Origin of the sequence: Shewanella sp. 5S214, assembly GCF_041439795.1 — a bacterium.
Lineage (GTDB): Bacteria > Pseudomonadota > Gammaproteobacteria > Enterobacterales > Shewanellaceae > Shewanella > Shewanella vesiculosa.
On record NZ_JBGOOV010000015.1, the window covers coordinates 81,843 to 103,067 of the forward strand.

The 21,225-nt window shown below is 41.0% G+C and carries 13 protein-coding genes and 1 tRNA gene; 1 reads left to right on the top strand and 13 read right to left on the bottom strand.

Annotated features, from left to right (window positions below):
- Positions 1 to 159: 159 nt before the first annotated feature.
- Positions 160 to 3,000 (bottom strand): FAD-binding and (Fe-S)-binding domain-containing protein, encoded by a 2,841-nt coding sequence (locus ACED29_RS11795; protein ID WP_182742066.1) that lies wholly within the window; start codon positions 2,998 to 3,000, stop codon positions 160 to 162.
- Positions 3,001 to 3,938: 938 nt separating this feature from the next.
- On the opposite strand from ACED29_RS11795, the gene ACED29_RS11800 reads away from it, so the two are divergent.
- Positions 3,939 to 4,015: transfer RNA gene (locus tag ACED29_RS11800), tRNA-Ile, on the top strand.
- 406 nt (positions 4,016 to 4,421) lie between these two features.
- Here ACED29_RS11800 and ACED29_RS11805 read toward each other — a convergent pair.
- The 12 genes from ACED29_RS11805 to ACED29_RS11860 all read right to left on the bottom strand — a co-directional run bounded on the left by ACED29_RS11805 (position 4,422) and on the right by ACED29_RS11860 (position 21,119).
- A complete protein-coding gene (locus ACED29_RS11805; RefSeq protein ID WP_371697740.1) occupies positions 4,422 to 6,320 on the bottom strand; it encodes an ATP-dependent helicase in 1,899 nt (632 codons plus the stop codon).
- Positions 6,321 to 6,323: 3 nt separating this feature from the next.
- The gene (locus ACED29_RS11810) at positions 6,324 to 8,150 is read right to left on the bottom strand and encodes an ATP-dependent endonuclease (protein WP_371697741.1); all 1,827 of its coding nucleotides are present in this window, start codon (positions 8,148 to 8,150) and stop codon (positions 6,324 to 6,326) included.
- A gap of 638 nt (positions 8,151 to 8,788) precedes the next feature.
- Positions 8,789 to 9,511, bottom strand: a complete 723-nt coding sequence (locus ACED29_RS11815) for a DUF599 domain-containing protein (RefSeq protein ID WP_124017046.1) — start codon at positions 9,509 to 9,511, stop codon at positions 8,789 to 8,791.
- A gap of 100 nt (positions 9,512 to 9,611) precedes the next feature.
- Complete coding sequence (locus ACED29_RS11820) at positions 9,612 to 10,271, bottom strand: RluA family pseudouridine synthase (protein ID WP_371697742.1); 660 nt, start codon at positions 10,269 to 10,271, stop codon at positions 9,612 to 9,614.
- 184 nt (positions 10,272 to 10,455) lie between these two features.
- Complete coding sequence (locus tag ACED29_RS11825) at positions 10,456 to 12,573, bottom strand: methyl-accepting chemotaxis protein (protein WP_371697743.1); 2,118 nt, start codon at positions 12,571 to 12,573, stop codon at positions 10,456 to 10,458.
- A 135-nt stretch (positions 12,574 to 12,708) separates the two neighbouring features.
- Complete coding sequence (gabT, locus tag ACED29_RS11830; RefSeq protein WP_347690147.1) at positions 12,709 to 13,983, bottom strand: 4-aminobutyrate--2-oxoglutarate transaminase; 1,275 nt, start codon at positions 13,981 to 13,983, stop codon at positions 12,709 to 12,711.
- 11 nt (positions 13,984 to 13,994) lie between these two features.
- Positions 13,995 to 15,443 carry an NADP-dependent succinate-semialdehyde dehydrogenase gene (gabD, locus tag ACED29_RS11835; protein WP_124017042.1) on the bottom strand — a complete coding sequence of 483 codons (1,449 nt, stop codon included), beginning with the start codon at positions 15,441 to 15,443 and terminating at the stop codon, positions 13,995 to 13,997.
- A 67-nt stretch (positions 15,444 to 15,510) separates the two neighbouring features.
- Positions 15,511 to 16,797: an NAD(P)/FAD-dependent oxidoreductase gene (locus tag ACED29_RS11840; RefSeq protein WP_371697744.1), complete on the bottom strand. Its 1,287-nt coding sequence runs from the start codon at positions 16,795 to 16,797 to the stop codon at positions 15,511 to 15,513.
- Positions 16,798 to 17,017: 220 nt separating this feature from the next.
- Positions 17,018 to 17,833, bottom strand: a complete 816-nt coding sequence (locus ACED29_RS11845; protein WP_124017040.1) for an ABC transporter permease subunit — start codon at positions 17,831 to 17,833, stop codon at positions 17,018 to 17,020.
- Entirely contained in the window at positions 17,830 to 18,729 is a 900-nt protein-coding gene (locus ACED29_RS11850) for an ABC transporter permease subunit (RefSeq protein WP_124017039.1), read from the bottom strand. Before ACED29_RS11850 ends, ACED29_RS11845 begins: the two co-directional genes overlap by 4 nt.
- Entirely contained in the window at positions 18,726 to 19,862 is a 1,137-nt protein-coding gene (gene potA, locus ACED29_RS11855) for a polyamine ABC transporter ATP-binding protein (RefSeq protein ID WP_124017038.1), read from the bottom strand. The genes ACED29_RS11850 and potA overlap by 4 nt, the downstream gene beginning before the upstream one ends.
- Before the next feature lie 156 nt (positions 19,863 to 20,018).
- Positions 20,019 to 21,119 (bottom strand): polyamine ABC transporter substrate-binding protein, encoded by a 1,101-nt coding sequence (locus tag ACED29_RS11860; RefSeq protein WP_124017037.1) that lies wholly within the window; start codon positions 21,117 to 21,119, stop codon positions 20,019 to 20,021.
- Between the last annotated feature and the right edge of the window lie 106 nt (positions 21,120 to 21,225).

The following is a 21,225-nucleotide window of genomic DNA, read 5'->3' on the forward strand; positions in this document are numbered from 1 at the left end:
AAGACCATAAAAACCCAGCATATGCTGGGTTTTTTTATATAGATTGCCAAGCTTGCCACTCGATAAACGGTTCAGGTAGTGAATAACATGGGTATCACATCCGTAAAGCTAAAAAAGCCCACGCTATTTCGTGGGCTAATGAATATCAATATAAGCGTATTAGTGCTGTTTTTTGCTAGATGCTTTATCGAGTAGCGTTAAGATATTTTTATACGGAATACCTGAGTGGGTCGTTAACCCAACATCACAGGTTGCTGATACTGAGTAACCATGAGTACAACCTTGATCTTTAGTCTCCTCTTTTAAATGACGAAGACCATGCTCATTAAGCTCAGGGTAATTCATACCGCGGTTACCCGCCATACCACAACACCCAACCTTCTCAGGCACCACAACCTCGGTAGCACAAAGTTTGGCAAGCTCAGTTAACTTACCAGCCATACCAAGCTTACGAGTGGTACAGGTTGGATGAACAGCCACTTTATCGACAACTTTGTTTATGTGTAGACGATCAACCAAAAATTCAAAAGCAAACTCTTCAGGGCCATACATCTGTAAACGGCTATCACAAGCTCGGCGCATCCGCTCAAGACAGGCAGTGGTAGCCACTAAGATTGGATATTCACCATTGTTAGACGCCTTTAACAACCACACAGAGAGCTCATCAGACTTACGATCAGCCGCTTCGTCGTGACCATAAGACTCCCAAGGCTGACCACAACATAAGCCTTTGGTCTTCTCACCTAGGATCATCTCGATATTAGCCTTTTCGAATAAGCTCACAATCGTTTCAGGCAAAGAGCGCTGATCATCATGTTTAGCACTGGTGCCCATCATACGGTTCAAACATGCAGGGAAATAAACAGCTTTCATGTCACCAGAGGTTTTAGCCGTTGGTAAAGCTTTGCCCCGTGTCGGCATACCTTCAGTCCATAATGGGATCGGCATGCTAGGCATAATCTTACGAACGATTTTAGTGATTGCCCCCATACCTGATTCGCCAATCACTTTACGGCTAATGTCAGTGGCACCTAGCGCAAATCGAGCCACAGATTCCATGCTACCAAAACGATCGGCAGTAAAATCAGAAATTTTCTTATCCATATTACTGGCCCCTTCGGCCCGCAATACTTTCATATATTTACCGGTATCAATTGCCATTGGACAACCGAGTTTACACAAGCCATCTGCAGCGCAGGTGTCGATGGCAAAGTAAGGATAGTTCTTCTTTAGGTCAGCCAAGACGTCAGGCTCATCACCTGTGGCTTCTAAGGTTTTCATAACACGCGCAACAGCAGTACGTTGACGTGGAGACAAGGTTAAGCCATGGGCCACACAATGCGGTTCACAAAATCCACACTCAATGCATTTATCTACAATATCATGCACTTTTGGCATAGGCTTAAAGCCTTTTGCGTGACAAAGTGGGTCATCGTTAATGATGACTCCTGGGTTTAAAATACCGTTTGGATCCAGGGTTTTCTTAACTCGCTTCATCAAGTCATAAACCGCACTACCCCATTCTTTTTCAACGAATGCAGCCATGCCAAAGCCAGTACCGTGTTCAGCTTTAAGCGATCCGTCATATCCAACAACTAGATCAGCCATTCCTTGCATAAAGCCTTCGAAACGTTCCACTTCAGCTTTAGTAGAGAAGTCTTGAGCGAAGATAACGTGATAGTTACCTTCAAGGGCATGACCATAGATCACCGCATCATCATAACCATGGGCAAAAGATAAGTTTTGTAAATCTATGGTGGCTTGTGGCAACACCTCAATAGGAAAGGCGATATCTTCGATAATACAAGACGTACCGACTGGGCGCATTGAACCGGCCAGCGGGAAAATGGCTTTACGAATGGCCCACATATTAGTGACAACTGCTGGATCTTGGGTGAACTCGACATCACGATACAAACCGTGCTTAGCCATAATCACTGACATTTTAGCAACGTTAGCATCAATCTGCTCCTGGCTGTCGCCAAAGGTCTCGAATAATACCGCCGTCACATCTTTATGAACATGTTTTAGAAAGTCTGGCGTTTGATATTTAGATTGAGCAACAGCCTTGAGGGCAAAGTTATCTAATAACTCGGCAGCATTGGTTTCTTTGAAGGCATCTCGTCGCAGCTCAACAATGGCCTCACAAGCTCCACGAAGTGAATCGAAATACACCATTGCCGACGCAGAAAAATTGTTTTTAACCACACTGTTCATGGTGATTTCAGATAAGAACCCTAGGGCACCTTCAGAGCCAACCATCAAGTGTAAAATAATGTCGATAGGATCATGATGATCAACGAAAGAGTTCATACCAAAACCCGTTACGTTTTTAATCGAATACTTACGCTTGATACGGTTAACGAGTTCCTGATTAGCCATGATTTCGTCACGAATGGCTTCGATACCTTTGATCATATCAGGATGCTGTTGCTTAAACGCTTCACGACTTTGCGCATTTGCGGTGTCTAAAATCGAGCCATCGGCAAAGATGATTCGTGCAGAGTCGATTAATTGATAAGAGTTATGATGCGTACCACAGTTCATTCCAGAAGCATTATTAGACACAATCCCACCCGCCATTGCAGAGGCAATGGTGGCTGGATCTGGCCCAAATTTCCATCCCAGAGGCGCCAGTGCACTATTCAGTCTAGAACCTATGACTCCGGGCTGCATTTGTACCTTCTTGCCCGCTTCTAGCACCTTAAAGCGATTCCAGTGAAGGCCTGCAACCATCAAAACTGAATCAGAAATAGCCTGACCACAAAGCGCTGTACCTGCAGCCCTAAAGGTCACTGGAGTCGCACTCTGATAACATTGCGCCAATACTTTTGACGCCTCAGCTTCATCTTTAGTGTGGACAACCATTTGTGGACGCTTTTGGTAAAAAGAAGCATCTGTACCCCAAGCTACGCGGCGTATGTAATCGGTATGAACTCGAGAAGGCTCAAGGAGTTGGCCTAATTTATCGGCAAGCACGGTCAAATTAGATTGCAACATGTGTGTATCCCCATTCATGTCATCTATATGTGAACAGAGTCCTAGTAGACTCCATCTAAAACGTTATGCCGACTTTGCACCGTAACTTGATGACCTCGACATAGCCAAGATAAGCATTTTGGTCAGACATTCCTGCATGTTGATTTCGACTAATATCATGCAAATATTTGCCCCAAACTATTTAAGACTGCCAATTTATACTTGTGCTTGTATTGTTGTTACCTTGATTTCAAGCTAAAGCCATTTGGGATCAAAATAGAAATAATTGTAACTTGCAACCATAACGATTCTCGTTATTAAGAACACATTATTATGGTGCAGTACATGGGTTTACTGACTGACGTAATAATACCTTGTCTACCTTTTTAGCAGAGTTAAACGCAACATACTGCAAATACTTTAGACCTTAATCTCAACCTTTAAATCAGCTCGAAATTTGTACTATTAACGTGAACAACCCCCTGATATCAAAACGTTATTGGTCAACTCGATCACAGAAAATAACAAAACAAAACCAAGCACACATACCGCCTTCACAGAATCGGATTAAACATGCGCTACAGCACTGGGATATAGAGGAAGCGTTAGCATTTTTGGCTAAATGGCGCCGACGACCTGGCAATGAAGGGCAATGAGGATAGTTGTCATTTGGACTGACATTTACAAAAAAATCACCACTGAGATTCAGGCTGAATAGCATAAGTCATCACGGGGTAACGTTGTGACAAAAAAGTCATCCGCTGTAACTGCGATCAACCTCTCTATTTGGCATTAAAGTGCGACAAATACCTGCAAGCTTGTTATGGATATTTAGTTGTACTGATTAACAGATAACCAGTTGAATCATTTCAATAGAATTCTTGCAACATCAGAGGTGACAAGCACAAATAAACTTCGTATACTGCACACGCTTTTGTTAGTGACGACTAGCTTAAGTCGGCCCCTTAGCTCAGTTGGTTAGAGCATACGACTCATAATCGTCAGGTCCACAGTTCAAGTCTGTGAGGGGCCACCAATTCAGATAAGCCGTAGCAGGATAACACCTACTACGGCTTTTTCGTTTCTGGCGTTCTGTGTAGCAGATATGTAGCAGATTCAGATTATTCAAATAGAAATTATTACTGGGAGATTCACTAGTTTCGATTCTATTAGTTATGTCTATATTAAAAAACTTCTAATGTCTTGTACTCTTAGGTTTCGTTTTACCATAAGTAATATTTTTTGGGTCCTACGGAGAGTTAAATCAACACAATATTTATGAGTGTTAATTTAACTCCCAAGCGATTAAGGTTTTTACGCGCCAGATAGGCTTTATAGCTGCTTAATGCGATTGGTTGGATATGATGATTCGTTATAAAATAGCTCCCCAGAGAGCCTTACAGATAGCTAATTTATAGTGAATTCTATAGTCCGCTGTTGAGTTACTGCATTTCTTTAACAAACCTTGATGGTTGCTGCCATTTAACATCTCCCCATGGCATAGTTCTTCTTTCTGGGTAAGAAATATATAGCCATCTTTTAGCTCTTGTTACTGCCACGAATGCGTTATTTCGCTCTTCTGAAATATCACTGCTTGAAACAGCCCTATAGTCAGGAAATACTCCTTCACACATACCCATTAAAAATACTATGTCTTTTTCTAAACCTTTCATGGTATGTACCGTACTTAACGTAATACCAGCATTGCTTCTACTTTCTGTAATTTGCCCTAAGGCTATGGCATTTCTAAATGCTTTTAATGAATCTCCAATACCCTTCATTTTAAATCTGAGCCATAACTCTTTAAAGTCATTCAATTCAGAAATACTCATTTCTAACTCTAACTTATCTTTCTCATTCTTACTTGATGAAGCTAAATCCTTTAGTTTCTGGTCAAATTTAGAAACAAACTTTCTTATTTTCGGTTCTTCATTGTCTAAATTATCGAGCTCTTTCAGTAGCTCTGATTGAAGTTCAGGAAATTGAACATTCGAATTGAGCTCGATATTCATCGACCAGTTATATAACTGTCTCTCTCCGCCCCAATCTTTCGGTGGTGATATTCCCAATAAATTACATAATTTTTTACCATCAACCCAGTCTTTAGGGGTCAATTTAACCCTCAAACCATAATCTAACACCTTCCCAAAGAGTGAATTTGGTTCTGTTAAACGTTCACCTTTCTTTAAAAAGTACTTAATATTTTCATTGGATAAAATTTCTTCTAAAGCTTTAAAAACAAAACGATTTCTAGCAATCACTACCATTCTCTCAAGTGCTATCTCACCTTCTATCTCTACATGGCTCTTCATTTCAAGTAAATATTTAATTTGATTAGCAATCCATTGAGCTTCTGCAAATTCATCTTGAAATTTATTGAAGGTTACTCCACCGATAAGTGCAGCACTATGCTCTTCTTGAGAGTTTGGTTTTAATTTATTTGCAGCACAAATTACTGACTTAGAACTCCGATAATTTTCTTTTAACTCAAATGTTAATGGTTCAAAGTCACGAATAAATTCTTCACATAAAAAATTTGATGATGAGCTATTAAAACCGTAAATCATTTGGTGAGGGTCTCCAACCATCAATAAACTTTTCACTGATTGACCACAGAACACTTTAATAAATTCGTATTGTGCCCTATTCAAATCTTGAGCTTCATCCACACAAACGTGTTTATATTTCGTTCTATAGATGTTTGAAACCCAATCGTTTTTTAATAATAATTGATGACCATAAAATAAAATATCATCATAATCAATTCCGCCAGTATTCAATAATGCAGATTGATAATCTTGATAAATGTTCCAAATCCGGTCTTGTCCACCAAATTTAGCTAAAGCCTCATCTTCTGTTAGAAACTCTCGTTTTATAGTAGAGAATGCATCCATATATTTTTGCATAATAGATTGTCTGTTGCGGTGTTCTTTCGAGTCAGGAACATCCAAATATTCATCAATATTAACTCCATCATCTCTCAAAGATTGTAAAAAGATCTCCATCCTATCTTTGTCTCTGTCATAAATATTTAGTTCAGATGGTAATCCTATAATGTGGCCATATTGTTCGATTATGCTTTGAGCTAAAGAATGAATTGTTGAGATCAATGCTCTACTAGCAGCTTCTTCTGAATCAGATAACCGTTCTATCATTTCTTCAGCAGCTTTATTAGTAAATGTGAGTCCGATAACTCTTTCTTTTTTAGTTTGTTCTAATATAAATCGGACTCTTTCTGTTAATACTCTAGTTTTACCTGAGCCAGCAGAGGCTAAGACTTGTATATTCTTATCAAGTGGCGCTTTTACAACAAGCGACTGATTATGTGATAGTGGCATCATGGCTTAGACCCTCACCTTAATTTTCTCAAAAAATTCTATTATTTTGGGCGGTAAATTTTCTTTTGGTAATTCACATAAAGCCTGCGCAATAGCTTGAGCATACATTGGTTTTTTAGAATCCAATATTTCTAAAATTGCTTTTTGCATTCCATCAGCACTTGAGTAATCTCTAATGGGAGCTTCTAAAATTGGTTGCCTACAGGTTTGGCAATCTGGAACACCGACCTTAACAGGCTTTAAAGCAGTACCTTGCCTTTTATTCATCCAAGAAGTAATTTTATCAGGCCCCTCAAGCTCCGTTATCGATTTTTTTATCAGTTCTTCATACCCGCTTGCTAATAAATACCCCTCGAAATCTGTTCCATTCAGGATGGTAATATTCGAAGCACTTGCTAAATCAACATCACCAAAAATATCTTCATAAGCACTTTTTAGCTTTGCTATAATAGGGACTTCTCCATCACTAAAAATAAATACTGGAATACCAAAATCTCTAGCTAATCTCAAAAATGGTTTGTATTTAGCCCCAGATCCACCAACTCCAATAAAATTAATCCCAAGAGAAAAAGGTTCTGAGTTAAAGTATTTCTGAAACAAAATAGGTAATGCTTGTTCTTCTGTCTCACCTTCTGACAAAATTAAAGCTCTTGAAAACAGCAATTCTCCTCTAGAGTGTATGACTTCTCTTTGTAGCTTTCGTTTATCCTCAAGAGAAATATCACTACTTAACTGCCTTACACAAACTCCAGATGCTCCATTTGAGAGCGCTCTCAAATTACTCTGTTCCGCTAATGCTACGACATAAGGAGAATGGGTCGTTATGATAACTTGCCCCTTAGATTCAACTAGCTGCTTGTAAAGTGTTCGTTGTGCATTCGGGTGCAAATGCGCCTCTGGCTCTTCTGCGGCAAGTATAGGGTGATAAGCTTCGGATTCTTCCTCATACTTTTCAGAAGTTAACTCAGTAAAAGCTTTAACCGTCAACATAGAGGCCCAACTTCTGGTCCCCATCCCATGGTACTCCATTGAAAACAAGCTACTGTCACTTTCCCCAAAATGTACTGTAAATTGCTTTGATAAATCTCTTATTTTTTTAGGGAAAGGGGTTATTTCAGCTATCCCTGAGTTTGAAAAGGATTGATTTAGTTGTTCTAAATGCTTTTTTAATTTTAAAAGAGGTTCACTCTTACTAACTGCTTCAATATTTAAATCAGAAATGATTCCCTCTAATGCATCTTTATCTGTTTCGTTGTATTTAATATTAGATAATATTTTTCCGACAAAAGAGTTTTTCTCTCTTAATTCTGAATGAAGATCTCGCTGAGCATCAATAGAGAAGTATGGTAAAGATTGCAATGCCGAACGAATTCGTTTTTTCTGATTGACCTTAATACCTCTCCAATCTGTAAAATCAGGCCAGTTTTCTAAAGAAAATCTAGAAACGTCATAACCTCCTTTGATAGCATCAGCTTTACATATAGTTCTAATTGCTGAAAATTGATTCTCAAGAGCATCAGCTTGAACTTTATCACCAAAAAAATCTATCCATTCATCCTCAAAAAGTGAAGTTCTCTCACCATCGATACCGATTGAAACCACCCTTATATCTACCAAAATTTCATCTATAGGGTTGTCGTCTTCACCGATAAAAAAATCTTCTTCAGTTAGATATCTTGAATAATCACCTAGAGCAAGCTGAAATGCTTTAACTACAGAGGTTTTACCTGCATTATTTAGGCCTATTAACACCGCAACTCTTGGTAAATCTAATTCAATATTATTAATCCCTCTAAATCCAGAAATCCTGATTTTATCAATTAAAATGGTCATAGCTTCCCTACTTGAATTTAATGAAACATTTGATTTAATTCATCATACTACAACCCTTCAGCAATTCTTGTTATTGGTACAGTTATTTACAGAACTCCAAGTAAAAGCACTTTCGCCATTCTGGCTAGATCTCAAATCAAGGGGTAAAAATTAGGTTTCAGAATTGTTGTTACTTTAGAAGCTTAAGAATGAAGATTTGAGGTGATTGATATTATCTAGATTGCGATTTATAGCATTAGTTTGAACCTTTAGACGTTACGTCTAGACTAGTCACTCATAGCCTCACTAAACCACTTATATTTTTTGTACTCTCCACTGATAAAGTCTTGTCGCTATTGCCTGTCCTGCGAACCACAGCCCATTAATTTTAGTGGTAAATTCACCATCATAATAACTAGGTAAACACTCACCAGTTTGTTCATCAATGTTGAGTTCATAGTGCAATTTAATAGGCCTATCTTTGAGGTTGATTGAGATCCCCCCATAGCTGTCGTGTAGCCTTGCCAATCACTATTATCAGCAGCAAACCTTGCTTACTCTCACACTGATGCATTATTTTTCTTATCAGTGCTAAATAGCTTTTAACGGATTCGTCTCAGATCACGCCAAACTGAAACGCTAGCACTGACATTACCGCCCTAGTCTCGACGGATATAGGCCGGATTTTTTTCTAGGAAGGCTTGGGCGGCGGTAATGGCTACCACGGCTTTAGAATTAAATTCGCGTTGGTACAAAGTGTATACCACAAATAAACTGGCCAAAATAAATATCCCAGGATGCATAAACCAGCACAATGCGGCCATGGAATAATAATAAGATCGTAGGCCATAGTTATATGAATGTGCTGCTTGATCTTGCACAACAGCCATTTGCCTTGCGTAACCGAGTGCATTTTTATCGGTGCCAGTTTTATCTAATGGCGCAGCACCAATCATGATATTCACAAAACCATATTGACGCATAGACCAAGTAAATTGGAAAAAAGCTAGCACGAAGATACCAGCTAAAAGAGCCAGTTTGACTTGGACCAAGGCATGGTTAGGCGATGAGGTAAAAGGAATAGAACCAATAACAGTTTCAAGCTTTTCCACTTGAGAAAAAAGCGTTAATACCCCCGCAATGATCAGTAAGGTTGTGGAAGCAAAAAATGCAATATTACGCTCTAAATTAGCCAACAATGCCGCTTCGGCCACACGTATTTCTTTGGCGATAACTTGTGACATCCAATGTATGCGCTGCTGATGCATCACTCGCGCAATACAGTTGGTGTTTTTCGCTTTACGTTTGGCAAAACTGGTATAACCGATCCAACTGACCAAAAATACACTTAACGCTAGCGCATCTAACCAAGACATAACCATACTGATTAACCCGCGTAATAATAAATAATAGATTGATTATGCATTAGATTTCATCATGCTAAAATCAGTTTGTTTGTTGAGCGGTTAAATAGCTCACTCATTAAAAGGGACTTGGACAAACATAATCGATCCTTTGTTCGGTCACTGGATGAGTAAAAGATAATCCACTAGCGTGTAACATCAAGCGACTCGACATCTGCTGAGAATGTTCATTATAGTACAAGTCACACCCTAAAATAGGATGACTGATTTGTTGGCTGTGCAAACGTAACTGGTGTGTACGTCCAGTTATAGGGGTAAATTCCACTCGGGTAGATATCCCCTCTTGATGTCGCTTTATTACTTGGTATTGACTGTGAGCGAGCTTGCCATGGTGATGACACACTTTCATTAACGGAAAATGCTCGCTGTCTTTGGCTATCGGTAACCTAATATCACCAAAGTCGTTAACTACATCGCCATAAAGTACAGCGGTATACTGTTTAGTAATAGTGCGCTGCTGAAACTGTTTTGTTAGTAATCCATTGATGACTTTGTTTAATGCCACCAGCATGATGCCAGAGGTGCCAAAATCAAGTCGATGTACTAAGGTTGCCGAAGGGTAATCTTGCACTAAACGATAGTGTACTGAATCCTTATTTAATGGATTTTTCCCCGAAAGACTCAATAAACCTGTTGGCTTATTGATAAGCAGTAGATGTTCATCTTGGTATAAAACATCAATAATTCCATCACAAGGTGGCGCAATAAATTCAGTCATAATATTTCGTCAGCATATCTTAATAACCATCATATCTTAGTAACATGATATTTGTGATAACCATATCGTAGTCGCCATACCCAATGAGTAACATCTTAGCAGATGTCTTACCTTGAGCGGGATAACAATAAAAAAGGTGGCTAATAAGCCACCTTTTTTCATATTCACACAAAAGCACACAGAATTAAGTTCGTAATTTTGCTAACTGCTGATGCTGCTCATCCACTAGCTTAGCTAAACTGTCACTGCTTTGCTGAGCACTATCGGCGAGCTGTGACAATTCTGATGCAGAATCAGAAATACCAGTAATGTTACGATTAACCTCTTCGGTTACCGCACTCTGCTCTTCTGCGGCGGTAGCAATATGCGTCACCTGACCAGACACCTCGTTAATTTGTTCTACGATGGCATTAAGCGACTGCAATGCCAGCTGAGTTTGCTCTACGGCTTTTTGTGCACCTTGAGCGCCTTTATCAATAATACTCGAAGCATTTTTAACTTCTTTTTGTAACGATTCAATTAAGGTACTAATTTCATTAGTCGACTTTTGCGTTCTAGACGCTAGAGTCCTCACTTCATCAGCAACAACAGCAAAGCCTCTACCTTGTTCTCCGGCACGGGCCGCCTCAATCGCTGCGTTTAGTGCTAAGAGATTAGTTTGTTCAGCAATCGAACTAATCACCTCTAAAATGCGGCTAATATTGGAGCTACTTTGCGACACCATGCCCACCGCTTTCTGAGCTTGCTCAGAATCTGTCGACATACCTTCAACAAACACCATAGCCTGGGTTAAACGCGACTGACCATCTTTAACATTGACAGTCATTGACTCGGTTTCCATTGCCGTTTGCTCAGAAGCTTTTGCCACTTCTAGCGCGGTAGCACTCATTTGATTGACCGCGGTAACCACACTTTCAATTTCGCCATATTGACGATTAACACTTTCGCGAGTGTGCTTAGCGATGTCTGCCGACTTAATACTTTCTTGCTGTGAGCGGTCTGCAAGCACTTTTAGTTCGGAGATCAGATAACGTAATTTCGCAATAAAGGCATTGATACCACTGCCAAGAGCAATTAATTCCGCATGGGATTCAACTTCAATCGATTGGGTTAAATCACCTTCTGCACTGGCAAGATTCTCAACCCTAGCTTGGATCATATTAAGCGGCGAAATAATGCTCTTAATCACCAGACTGATAATCAGTACAGCAATAGCGGTAACTATGATGCCTATGGTTAGCAGTAAACTTCCCAGCGACGTTGCCATCTCATTCATGGCAGTGTTCATATCATCAACCGCCATAAATGCGTTACTTTTTGGCGCTTCAATAATCAATGACCAAGTCGCATTGGCGATAGGAATATTAATAGGATAAGCCACAGCGATAGTATTGGGCTCATTAACAAACCCCGATGAATTGTTTAACGCCAACAGTTTTTTGGCCAATTCTGGCCCTACAGACTCACTCAAGGGTCTAGCAAGTTTTTTATAATGACTGGCAGCGACCACAAATCCTTTTTGGCTCACCAAGGTCACCTTGGCCTCTCCACCATATAAGCTTTTAGATAATTCCATGATCATGGTTTGAAATATCGGCAAATTAATATCTGCACCAACTAAACCTTTAAATTGGTTATCAACAATCACAGGCACGGTTAGCGAGGTCATTAACGCTGTATTACCTGGGGTGATTTCGTATAAATAAGGCTCCATTAAACAAGGCTTCTTAGTATCTTTAGCGCATAAGTACCACTCTGCTTCGCGCATACCAAACTCATTTAACGTCGTAATATATTTTTCAGCTGCATCATCAACTTGGTTCTGCTCAACAGTGCCATCATCATTGCGAGTATAATATATTTCCATGGTGCCCGAGCTCACGACACTGTGAGGTGCACCTTGAGTGTATTCACTATCAAGACCATCATAACCATTTGGTTCAAATTGCGCGTACATAGATGACAGTTGGCTATTTTTTTGAAGTATTGCAGCGACAGACAACTCAACACGTTCACGACTTAAAGGATCTTTTTTTGAGCTTTGCTCAAGTAAGCCAGCAAATGAAAAAGGGATCCTATAGGCCTCATTAATAAATCCCGCCACTCGTTCGCCATATTCCCCGGCTCTTGCTGACAGTTTGTCGTTAATCTCTTGCTTTAGCGCTATCTCTACTTGTGTGGCTAACTCAGCATTTTTTTCTTTTAATCCCAGCCAGAGACTTAGAGAAAGTGAAATTACTGTGACAATAAATAATGTCGAGGTGATCCATAACAACTTTGACCTAATGGATAATTCCTTCATTCAAGTGGGCTCCTGCTTTAGTATGATTTTTAGATATAAAAAAAGTGTAGTCAGCTTTAAAAATTAAGTTTGTTTAATCCAAAAAAAACCCCACAAAAGCAGGATTTTATTTATTCTAGATCATAAAAAGACTGGTTATTTAAACACCGCTTGAAATGTGCTATCCATAATCGCCAGACCGGCATCAATTTGTGCATCAGGCGCTGTTAACGGAACTAATACACGAATAACGTTACCGTAGGTGCCACATGACAATAAAATAAGCCCACGACTTCGCGCTTCAGCTAAAATTTTGCCACTATACTGCGGCGCAGGCTCACCGTCTTCCATCAGCTCAATAGCGATCATTGCACCTAAGCCTCGAACATCAGCAATTTGCGGGTATTTAGCCTGCATGTCGGTTAATGCTGATTTGAGTTTGTTACCCACTTCATTGGCACGGGCTAACAATTGCTCTTCTTCAAACACTTCGATAACGGCTAATGCCGCAGCACAAGCAATAGGACTACCACCATAAGTGCCGCCCAAACCACCTGCAGTAACGGCATCCATCACCTCGGTTTTACCAGTAATGCCTGATAATGGGAAACCACCGGCAATTGACTTAGCAAAGGTAGTGATATCTGCTGCTACGCCCATTTGCTCCATCGCAAAAAACGTGCCTGTACGACCCGCACCGGTTTGCACTTCATCAGCGATTAATACAATGCCATGGGCGTCACAGAGTTCACGTAGACGTTTCATAAATGACGGCGTCACAGCGTAGAAACCACCTTCGCCTTGAACGGGTTCTAAAATGATGGCAGCAATATCAGCAGGCTCAGCATCATTTTTAAAAATGCGCTCAATCGATGCCATAGCATCGTCTTCAGACACGCCATGCATTTCACATGGAAATTCAGCTCTAAACACGTTAGCTGACATTAAGCCCATACCTTTACTGTAGGGTGCTACTTTGCCAGTTAATGCCAAGGCAGCAATAGTGCGACCATGGTAACCAGACGTAAATGCAATAACCCCCGCTCGTTTGGTATAAGCCCGCGCGACTTTAACGGCGTTTTCGACCGCTTCCGAACCACTGGTGAACAACGCGGTTTTTTTAGCAAAGTCACCAGGCACCAGATGATTGAGTTTTTCACACACTTCAATGTAACTTTCGTAGCCAAGCACCATAAAACAAGTATGTGAAAACGCCTCTAACTGCGCTGCCACTGCTGCTTTAACTTTAGGGTGTAAATGGCCGGTGTTAAGTACGGCGATACCACCTGCAAAATCAATATATTCACGGCCTTCAACATCCCATACTGTGGCGTTTTCCGCTCGTTCAGTAAAGATTGGGTGGATCTGTCCTACACCTTGAGCCACTGCCGCTTGGCGACGTGCCATTAGTCCATCATTTGTTTTAGTCATTGCCCACTCTCTTAAACTGACATGCAGATATATTTCATTTCCAGGTATTCTTCGATACCAAACTTTGAACCTTCACGGCCTAACCCAGACGATTTAATACCACCAAAAGGTGCTACTTCAGTCGAGATTAATCCTGTGTTGACGCCAACCATGCCATATTCAAGCGCTTCAGCAACCTTGTACACTAACGAAATATCACGACCGTAAAAATACGCCGCTAAACCAAACTCAGTGTCGTTTGCTTGCTTGATCACATCATCAACATCATCAAACTTAAACAATGGAGCCAAAGGACCAAAAGTCTCTTCGGTTGCGACTAACATCTGGCGTGTTACGCCGGTTAAAATAGTCGGTTCGAAGAAATAGCCACCAAGATCATGAGGTTTACCACCAGCAAGGATCTGCGCACCTTTTGCTACAGCATCATCTAAATGAAGCTGAACTTTTGCTACGGCATCGGCGTTGATTAATGGTCCAGTGGTTACACCCGTTTCTGTACCTAGTCCCACTTTAAGCTTAGCCACCGCGACAGCGAGACGTTGCGCAAATTCATCGTAAACGCCCGATTGCACATAAATACGATTAGCACACACACAGGTTTGACCCGCATTACGATATTTGGCAATCATTGCACCTTCAACGGCAGCATCAATATCTGCATCATTGAATACGATAAACGGTGCATTGCCACCTAGCTCAAGTGATAGTTTTTTCAGTGTTGGCGCGCATTGCTCCATCAGTTTAATACCAACTGGTGTTGAGCCAGTAAACGATAACTTACGCACAATTGGGCTGTCGCACATGGCCTTACCGATGGCGATTGAGTCACCGGTAACCACACTAAATACACCTGCAGGAATACCAGCACGCTCAGCTAACTCGGCTAATGCTAATGCGGTAAATGGCGTTTGCGGCGCAGGCTTAACGACCATAGTACAACCAGCAGCTAATGCTGGCGCGGCTTTACGAGTAATCATAGCCGCAGGGAAATTCCATGGTGTAATCGCCGCGGTAACGCCAACAGGCTGCTTAATAACCGTAATACGTTTATCTGCTTGATGCCCAGGAATAGTATCGCCATACACACGCTTAGCTTCTTCTGCAAACCATTCAATAAAGGACGCGGCATAAGCCACTTCACCTTTGGCTTCGGCAAGTGGTTTACCTTGTTCTGTGGTCATCAATAGTGCTAAATCATCACTGTGTTGCAACATTAGCTCAAACCAACGACGCAGCTTTTGGCCGCGCTCTTTTGCGGTTAATGCTCGCCACGCTGGTAGCGCCGCATTTGCAGCGTCGATAGCCGCAAGTGTTTCGGTATTGCCCATCACAGGAACATGACCAATGACCTCATGCGTGCCTGGATTCGCTATGGCAATCGTTTTACCACTATCGGCATTGCACCACTGGCCATTAATGTAGCACTGTTGACGTAATAAACTTGGATCGATTAATTTCACAATATTCTCCTAAACTGACGTTTGTACTCAACCTACTCGCACTCTCTCTACCAGTACGTAAAGCAGGTTAAATTCCAAACTTATCTCTAAGGGTGTAATACCAAGCGCCTATGGCACTAAACGGTACACGCATAGCATGACCACCAGGGAATGGATAATGAGGTAATGCGGCAAAAGCATCAAAACGTGTGGCTTGACCATTAAGCATTTCAGCAATCAGCTTACCCGCCAAATGAGTGTAGGTAACCCCATGGCCACTACAGCCTTGTGAGTAATAAATATTGTCGCCAATACGTCCCACTTGCGGCAAACGCGACAAGGTCATTAAAAAATTACCTGTCCAAGCGTAATCCACCTTAGTCCCTTTTAATTGCGGGAAGGTCTTTAATAACTTAGGCATAATTAAGGCTTCAACGTTAGCAGGATCGCGTGCGCCGTAAACTACTCCGCCACCAAATACCAGGCGTTTATCTCCAGTAAGGCGGTAATAATCTAATAGATAATTACAGTCTTCTACGCAATAATCTTGTGGCAGTAAACTGGCTGCCATTTCGTCAGACAATGGTTCAGTGGTGATCACCTGAGTACCACACGGCATGGATTTAGCTTGCAGCTCTGGCAGTAACTTACCTAAATATGCATTACCTGCAACTACCACGTATTTACACTTAACTTGGCCCAGCGCGGAATGCACAATCGGTGAAGCACCGTCATCTACCTTTATAACAGCAGAGTCTTCAAAAATTAGCCCACCAAGAGATTCAACCGCACGAGCCTCGCCTAAAGCAAGGTTTAGAGGGTGAATATGACCACCGCTTTTATCGAGCAAACCACCAACATATAAATCGGTATTGACGACATTACGTATGCCATTTTGATCGAGTAACTCTAAATGGTTGTTATGACCATGCGCTTCCCATAAGGATTTTTGACCTTCTAAATGACGCATTTGTTTTGCGTTCATGGCGGCAAATACACCGCCGTCTTTTAGATCACAATCAATGTTATATTTGGCAATACGATCACGAATAATTTGGCCGCCTTCGAATGCCATTTTGCCAAATAGCTTAGCTTGTTCTTTGCCGACAACACCTTCAATAGAATCAATATCGCGACTAAATGAATTGACGATTTGACCACCGTTTCGACCGGATGCTCCCCAGCCAATCCTTGCTGCTTCAAGCACCACAACTTTCATGCCGCTTTCTAATAAATGTAATGCAGAAGACAGCCCGGTATAGCCCGCGCCAATGATACAAACATCTGTTTCAATTATAGATTCTAAGCGAGGGCGTTCAACTTTATCATTAGCCGACGCGGCATAATATGAACTAGCATGAGGTGTGGCGGACATAGCACTTCCTTTATAGGTTCAAAACGTAAAACAACTGATTCATCCTACACTTAAGCAAATTCAAAAACTAGCATTTACTATGAAATTTTTGACACTTTGTAGAATATATTAAACACCCACGTAATCAAAATAGCGTAAAAACATTTGAGTAGCAGACATAGCGAATAAAAAAGCCATACTGATGTCAGTATGGCTTTTAATCTTGGTCTATTGAATGATGTTATTCCATCGCAGCTTTGGCTTTTTTCTCTGCTCGGCGGGCTAAATACCAAGACAGGAAAGCAACCAAGGACACAGCTAAAATAATAATTGTCGCTAGCGCGTTAATCTTAGGTGATACCCCTAAACGCACAGACGAAAACACGACCATGGGTAAGGTTGTAGAACCCGGACCAGAGGTAAAGCTGGCAATCACTAAATCATCTAATGACAAACTGAATGATAATAACCAACCAGCAATAAGAGATGGGGCTATCATGGGTATGGTAATCAAAAAGAAGGTTTTTAATCGCGTTGCACCTAAATCCATCGCCGCTTCTTCAATTGATAAGTCCAGTTCACGCAGTCTTGACGACACCACCACAGCAACATAAGCCGCACAGAAAGTAGAGTGAGCAATCCACACGGTAAACATGCCACGTTCAGTGGGCCAGCCAAAGGTTTCTGATATCTGTACAAATAATAATAATAACGACAAACCGGTGATGACTTCTGGCATAACCAAAGGAGCAGTAATCATATTAGACAGGGTTAACTTAGCCCATGAGCGTCTAAAACGGGTCATAACAAATGCCGCCATCGTACCAATTATCACCGCCATAGTAGAACTGTAAAAGGCGATGCGTAAACTGGTCCAGACGGCATTTAATATTTGCTCATCTTGAAATAGTTCGCCATACCATTTAGGTGAAAAGCCTCCCCATACGGTAACCAATTTTGATTCATTAAATGAATAGATCACCAAAATAAGCATTGGCGCATATAAAAATATCAATCCAAACCACAACATCACTTTAGAGAAACTTAAATTCTTCATAGATCGTTCTCCATGTTGCGTGACTGATATCGATGGAACAAGGTAATCGGGATAATCAGTAACGCTAACATCACAATGGCTAATGATGACGCTACAGGCCAGTCGCGGTTATTAAAGAACTCTTGCCACAACACCTTACCAATCATTAATGTGTCTGGGCCGCCCAGTAATTCAGGAATAACAAACTCACCTACTGCAGGGATAAATACCAACATAGAGCCAGCGATAACACCGCCCTTTGATAATGGTAGAGTGATTTTCCAGAAGGTATTAAGACTGCTAGAGCCTAAATCTGAGGCCGCTTCAATTAAGCTTAAATCCAATTTAACCAAAGTGGCGTACAGCGGCAAAATCATAAACGGCAGGTAGGCATAAATAATACCTATGTACACAGCAAAGTTAGTATTGAGCATTTGTATCGGTTCTGAAATAACCCCTAACCACATCAAGGCGTTATTAATTAGACCGTTATTGCTTAAAATACCCATCCAAGCATAAATACGGATCAAAAATGAAGTCCACGATGGCAGCATGACCAACAGCAGTAATACCGCCTGCATTTTTACTGGAGCACGGGCAATGGCATAAGCCATTGGAAAACCGAGTACCAAACACCCAATAGTGGCAAAGAAAGCCATTTTTAATGAGGTCAGATAAGCCATGTAATACATCGAATCTTGCAATAACAATAAATAGTTACCCAAGTTAACGAATATATTGAGTGCCTCATCTACATAATTAAATGTTGCCTCGTAAGGTGGAATCGCAATCGCAGCAGTAGAAAAACTGATCTTTAGCACAATGGCGAACGGTAAGGCAAAAAACAATAACAACCATAGGTATGGAATCCCCATGGTGAGATGTCGGCCTTTGAAAATTTTCAATGGATTCTTCATGAGTTTAATACAACCCCGCTGGTGTCTTCCCAACTGATGTAAACCTCTTCTTCCCATGTAGGATGATCGGCGCGGCGTTCACGATTGATCATTGAGCATTGGACAATTTGATTGTTTTTTAACTTAATGTAATACACTGATAAGCCACCAAGATAAGCAATATCATGCACTACACCATGGGCCCAGTTGTAATCACTTTCGGGCTTTTGACGGCTAATAATGGTTTTTTCTGGGCGCAAAGCTAAAAATACATGTTTATTTTCAAGGCTGGTTGAAATACCGTGACCAATATAAAACAGCTGCGATAAGGTTGGAGACTTAATGATTGCGTGGTCAACTTCATCTTCGATGATCTCACCATCAAATAAATTAACCGTACCAATAAACTCTGCCACCATTCGACTGGCCGGCGACTCATAAATATCCATTGGGCTGCCAGTTTGTGCAATCCACCCTTCATGCATAATAGAAATGCGTCCAGCCATGGTCATGGCTTCTTCTTGGTCGTGGGTAACCATCACACAAGTCACGCCTACCGCTTCTAAAATATCGACCACTTCTAACTGCATTTGCGTACGCAGCTTTTTATCTAATGCGCCCATTGGCTCATCAAGTAATAATAATTTAGGTCGTTTCGCTAACGAACGAGCGAGTGCCACACGCTGACGCTGGCCACCTGATAACTGATGCGGTTTACGTTTACCGTACTTTTCCATGTGCACCAGTTTAAGCATTTCTTTAACCCGCACGGCAATATCAGCCTTGGGCATTTTGTCTTGCTTTAATCCAAAAGCGATATTTTGCTCAACCGTCATATGCGGAAATAATGCATATGATTGGAACATCATATTAATAGGACGCTCGTATGGCGGCATATCAGTTATGTCGACACCATCAAGGAAAATACGCCCTTCACTTGGCTTTTCAAAGCCCGCTAACATACGTAATAAAGTTGACTTACCAGAACCTGAACCACCCAGCAGCGCAAATATTTCGCCACGATTAATGGTTAACGACACATCGTCTACTGCACGGACGTCGTCGAAAATTTTACTCACACGCTCAATTTTAAGCAGTACTTTATCTTGCGTCTTTGTGATTGGTTTATTGGTGACGCCCGAGGTGTTTACCATAATACTGCTCCGCCTTTTTGGAGTGTGCATACCACAACAGAAAAGTCTGTTTAAGGGCACACGTAACAATCTGTTAGATGGCTAAATTAGCCAATAAATACATAAATATGTTTAAAAAACAGGGCGAGGAACTCGCCCTGTTATGAGCGAGAAAGGTTATTGACCTGACTTCACTTTAGTCCAAGCACGTGTGACTACACGTTGAATTTTTAATGGACGAATATCACCAATATATAACTTATCAATTACCGATTGAGGTGGGTAAATGGCTGGGTCATTACGGATAGCTTCGTCAACTAATGCTTGTGCTGGTGCGTTAGGATTTGCGTAAGCAACATAGTTACTGATAGGTGCAATCACTTCAGGGCGAAGTAAATAGTTTATCAGCTTATGGGCGTTATCAATGTTAGTGGCATCTTGTGGAATAGCTAACATATCAAACCATAAGTTGGCGCCTTCTTTTGGAATAGAATAGCCAATCTTATTACCATTACCGGCTTCATCTGCACGTGCAGCTGCTTGGAATACATCACCAGAGAAACCAAACGCGACACAAATATCGCCATTCGCTAAATCAGAGATGTAGCGTGAGGAATGAAAATACGTGACGTAAGGACGTACTTTTTCCAATACTTCGGCGGCTTTTTCATAATCATCAGGATTTTTACTGTTAGGATCTAAGCCTAAATAAATCAGCGCTTGAGGTAACATATCGTCAGCAGAATCTAACATCGAAAAACCACATGATGCGATTTTTTCTGCGTACTTAGGATTAAAAATTAACTCTAGAGAATCAAATGGCGCATCTTCACCTAATACCGCTTTGACTTTATCGATATTGTATCCGATACCATTAGTGCCCCATAAATAAGGGATTGCATACTGGTTATCGGGATCGGCTTTTTGAAGCTGTTTCATTAAATCAGGCTTTAAGTTGGCATAATTAGTCAACTTAGCGCGATCAAGTTTTTGAAAAGCGCCCGCTTTAATTTGCTTCGCTAAAAAGTGATTAGACGGAACAACAATGTCATAACCGCTGTGGCCAGAAAGTAATTTTGCTTCAAGTACTTCATTGCTGTCGAACACGTCATAAATGACATGAATACCGGTTTCTTTCTCAAAATTGGCTAAAGTATCTTCGGCAATATAATCCGACCAGTTGTACATTTTAACCACTTCCTGAGCCTGAATAGCGGTGCTAGCAAACACACCTGCTGTAATTAAGGCCACTGTGGATAGTTTGTTTAATAGCTTCATACTTTCTCCCTTTTGGATAATGGTCAGAATGGTACTGACATTCGTTTTTTTCGCTAGATCTTAACAGCGTGTAAAATCTTCTTTCTATTGAAAGAAATTATCCAAT

What these genes read in the sequence shown, in the direction of transcription:
- potA (WP_124017038.1), bottom strand. Translation starts at nt 19,862, where the DNA reads ATGGTAAACACCTCGGGCGTCACCAATAAACCAATCACAAAGACGCAA.
- ACED29_RS11860 (WP_124017037.1), bottom strand. Translation starts at nt 21,119, where the DNA reads ATGAAGCTATTAAACAAACTATCCACAGTGGCCTTAATTACAGCAGGT.
- ACED29_RS11825 (WP_371697743.1), bottom strand. Translation starts at nt 12,573, where the DNA reads ATGAAGGAATTATCCATTAGGTCAAAGTTGTTATGGATCACCTCGACA.
- ACED29_RS11820 (WP_371697742.1), bottom strand. Translation starts at nt 10,271, where the DNA reads ATGACTGAATTTATTGCGCCACCTTGTGATGGAATTATTGATGTTTTA.
- ACED29_RS11845 (WP_124017040.1), bottom strand. Translation starts at nt 17,833, where the DNA reads ATGAAGAATTTAAGTTTCTCTAAAGTGATGTTGTGGTTTGGATTGATA.
- ACED29_RS11805 (WP_371697740.1), bottom strand. Translation starts at nt 6,320, where the DNA reads ATGATGCCACTATCACATAATCAGTCGCTTGTTGTAAAAGCGCCACTT.
- ACED29_RS11815 (WP_124017046.1), bottom strand. Translation starts at nt 9,511, where the DNA reads ATGGTTATGTCTTGGTTAGATGCGCTAGCGTTAAGTGTATTTTTGGTC.
- ACED29_RS11795 (WP_182742066.1), bottom strand. Translation starts at nt 3,000, where the DNA reads ATGTTGCAATCTAATTTGACCGTGCTTGCCGATAAATTAGGCCAACTC.
- gabT (WP_347690147.1), bottom strand. Translation starts at nt 13,983, where the DNA reads ATGACTAAAACAAATGATGGACTAATGGCACGTCGCCAAGCGGCAGTG.
- ACED29_RS11850 (WP_124017039.1), bottom strand. Translation starts at nt 18,729, where the DNA reads ATGAAGAATCCATTGAAAATTTTCAAAGGCCGACATCTCACCATGGGG.
- ACED29_RS11810 (WP_371697741.1), bottom strand. Translation starts at nt 8,150, where the DNA reads ATGACCATTTTAATTGATAAAATCAGGATTTCTGGATTTAGAGGGATT.
- ACED29_RS11840 (WP_371697744.1), bottom strand. Translation starts at nt 16,797, where the DNA reads ATGTCCGCCACACCTCATGCTAGTTCATATTATGCCGCGTCGGCTAAT.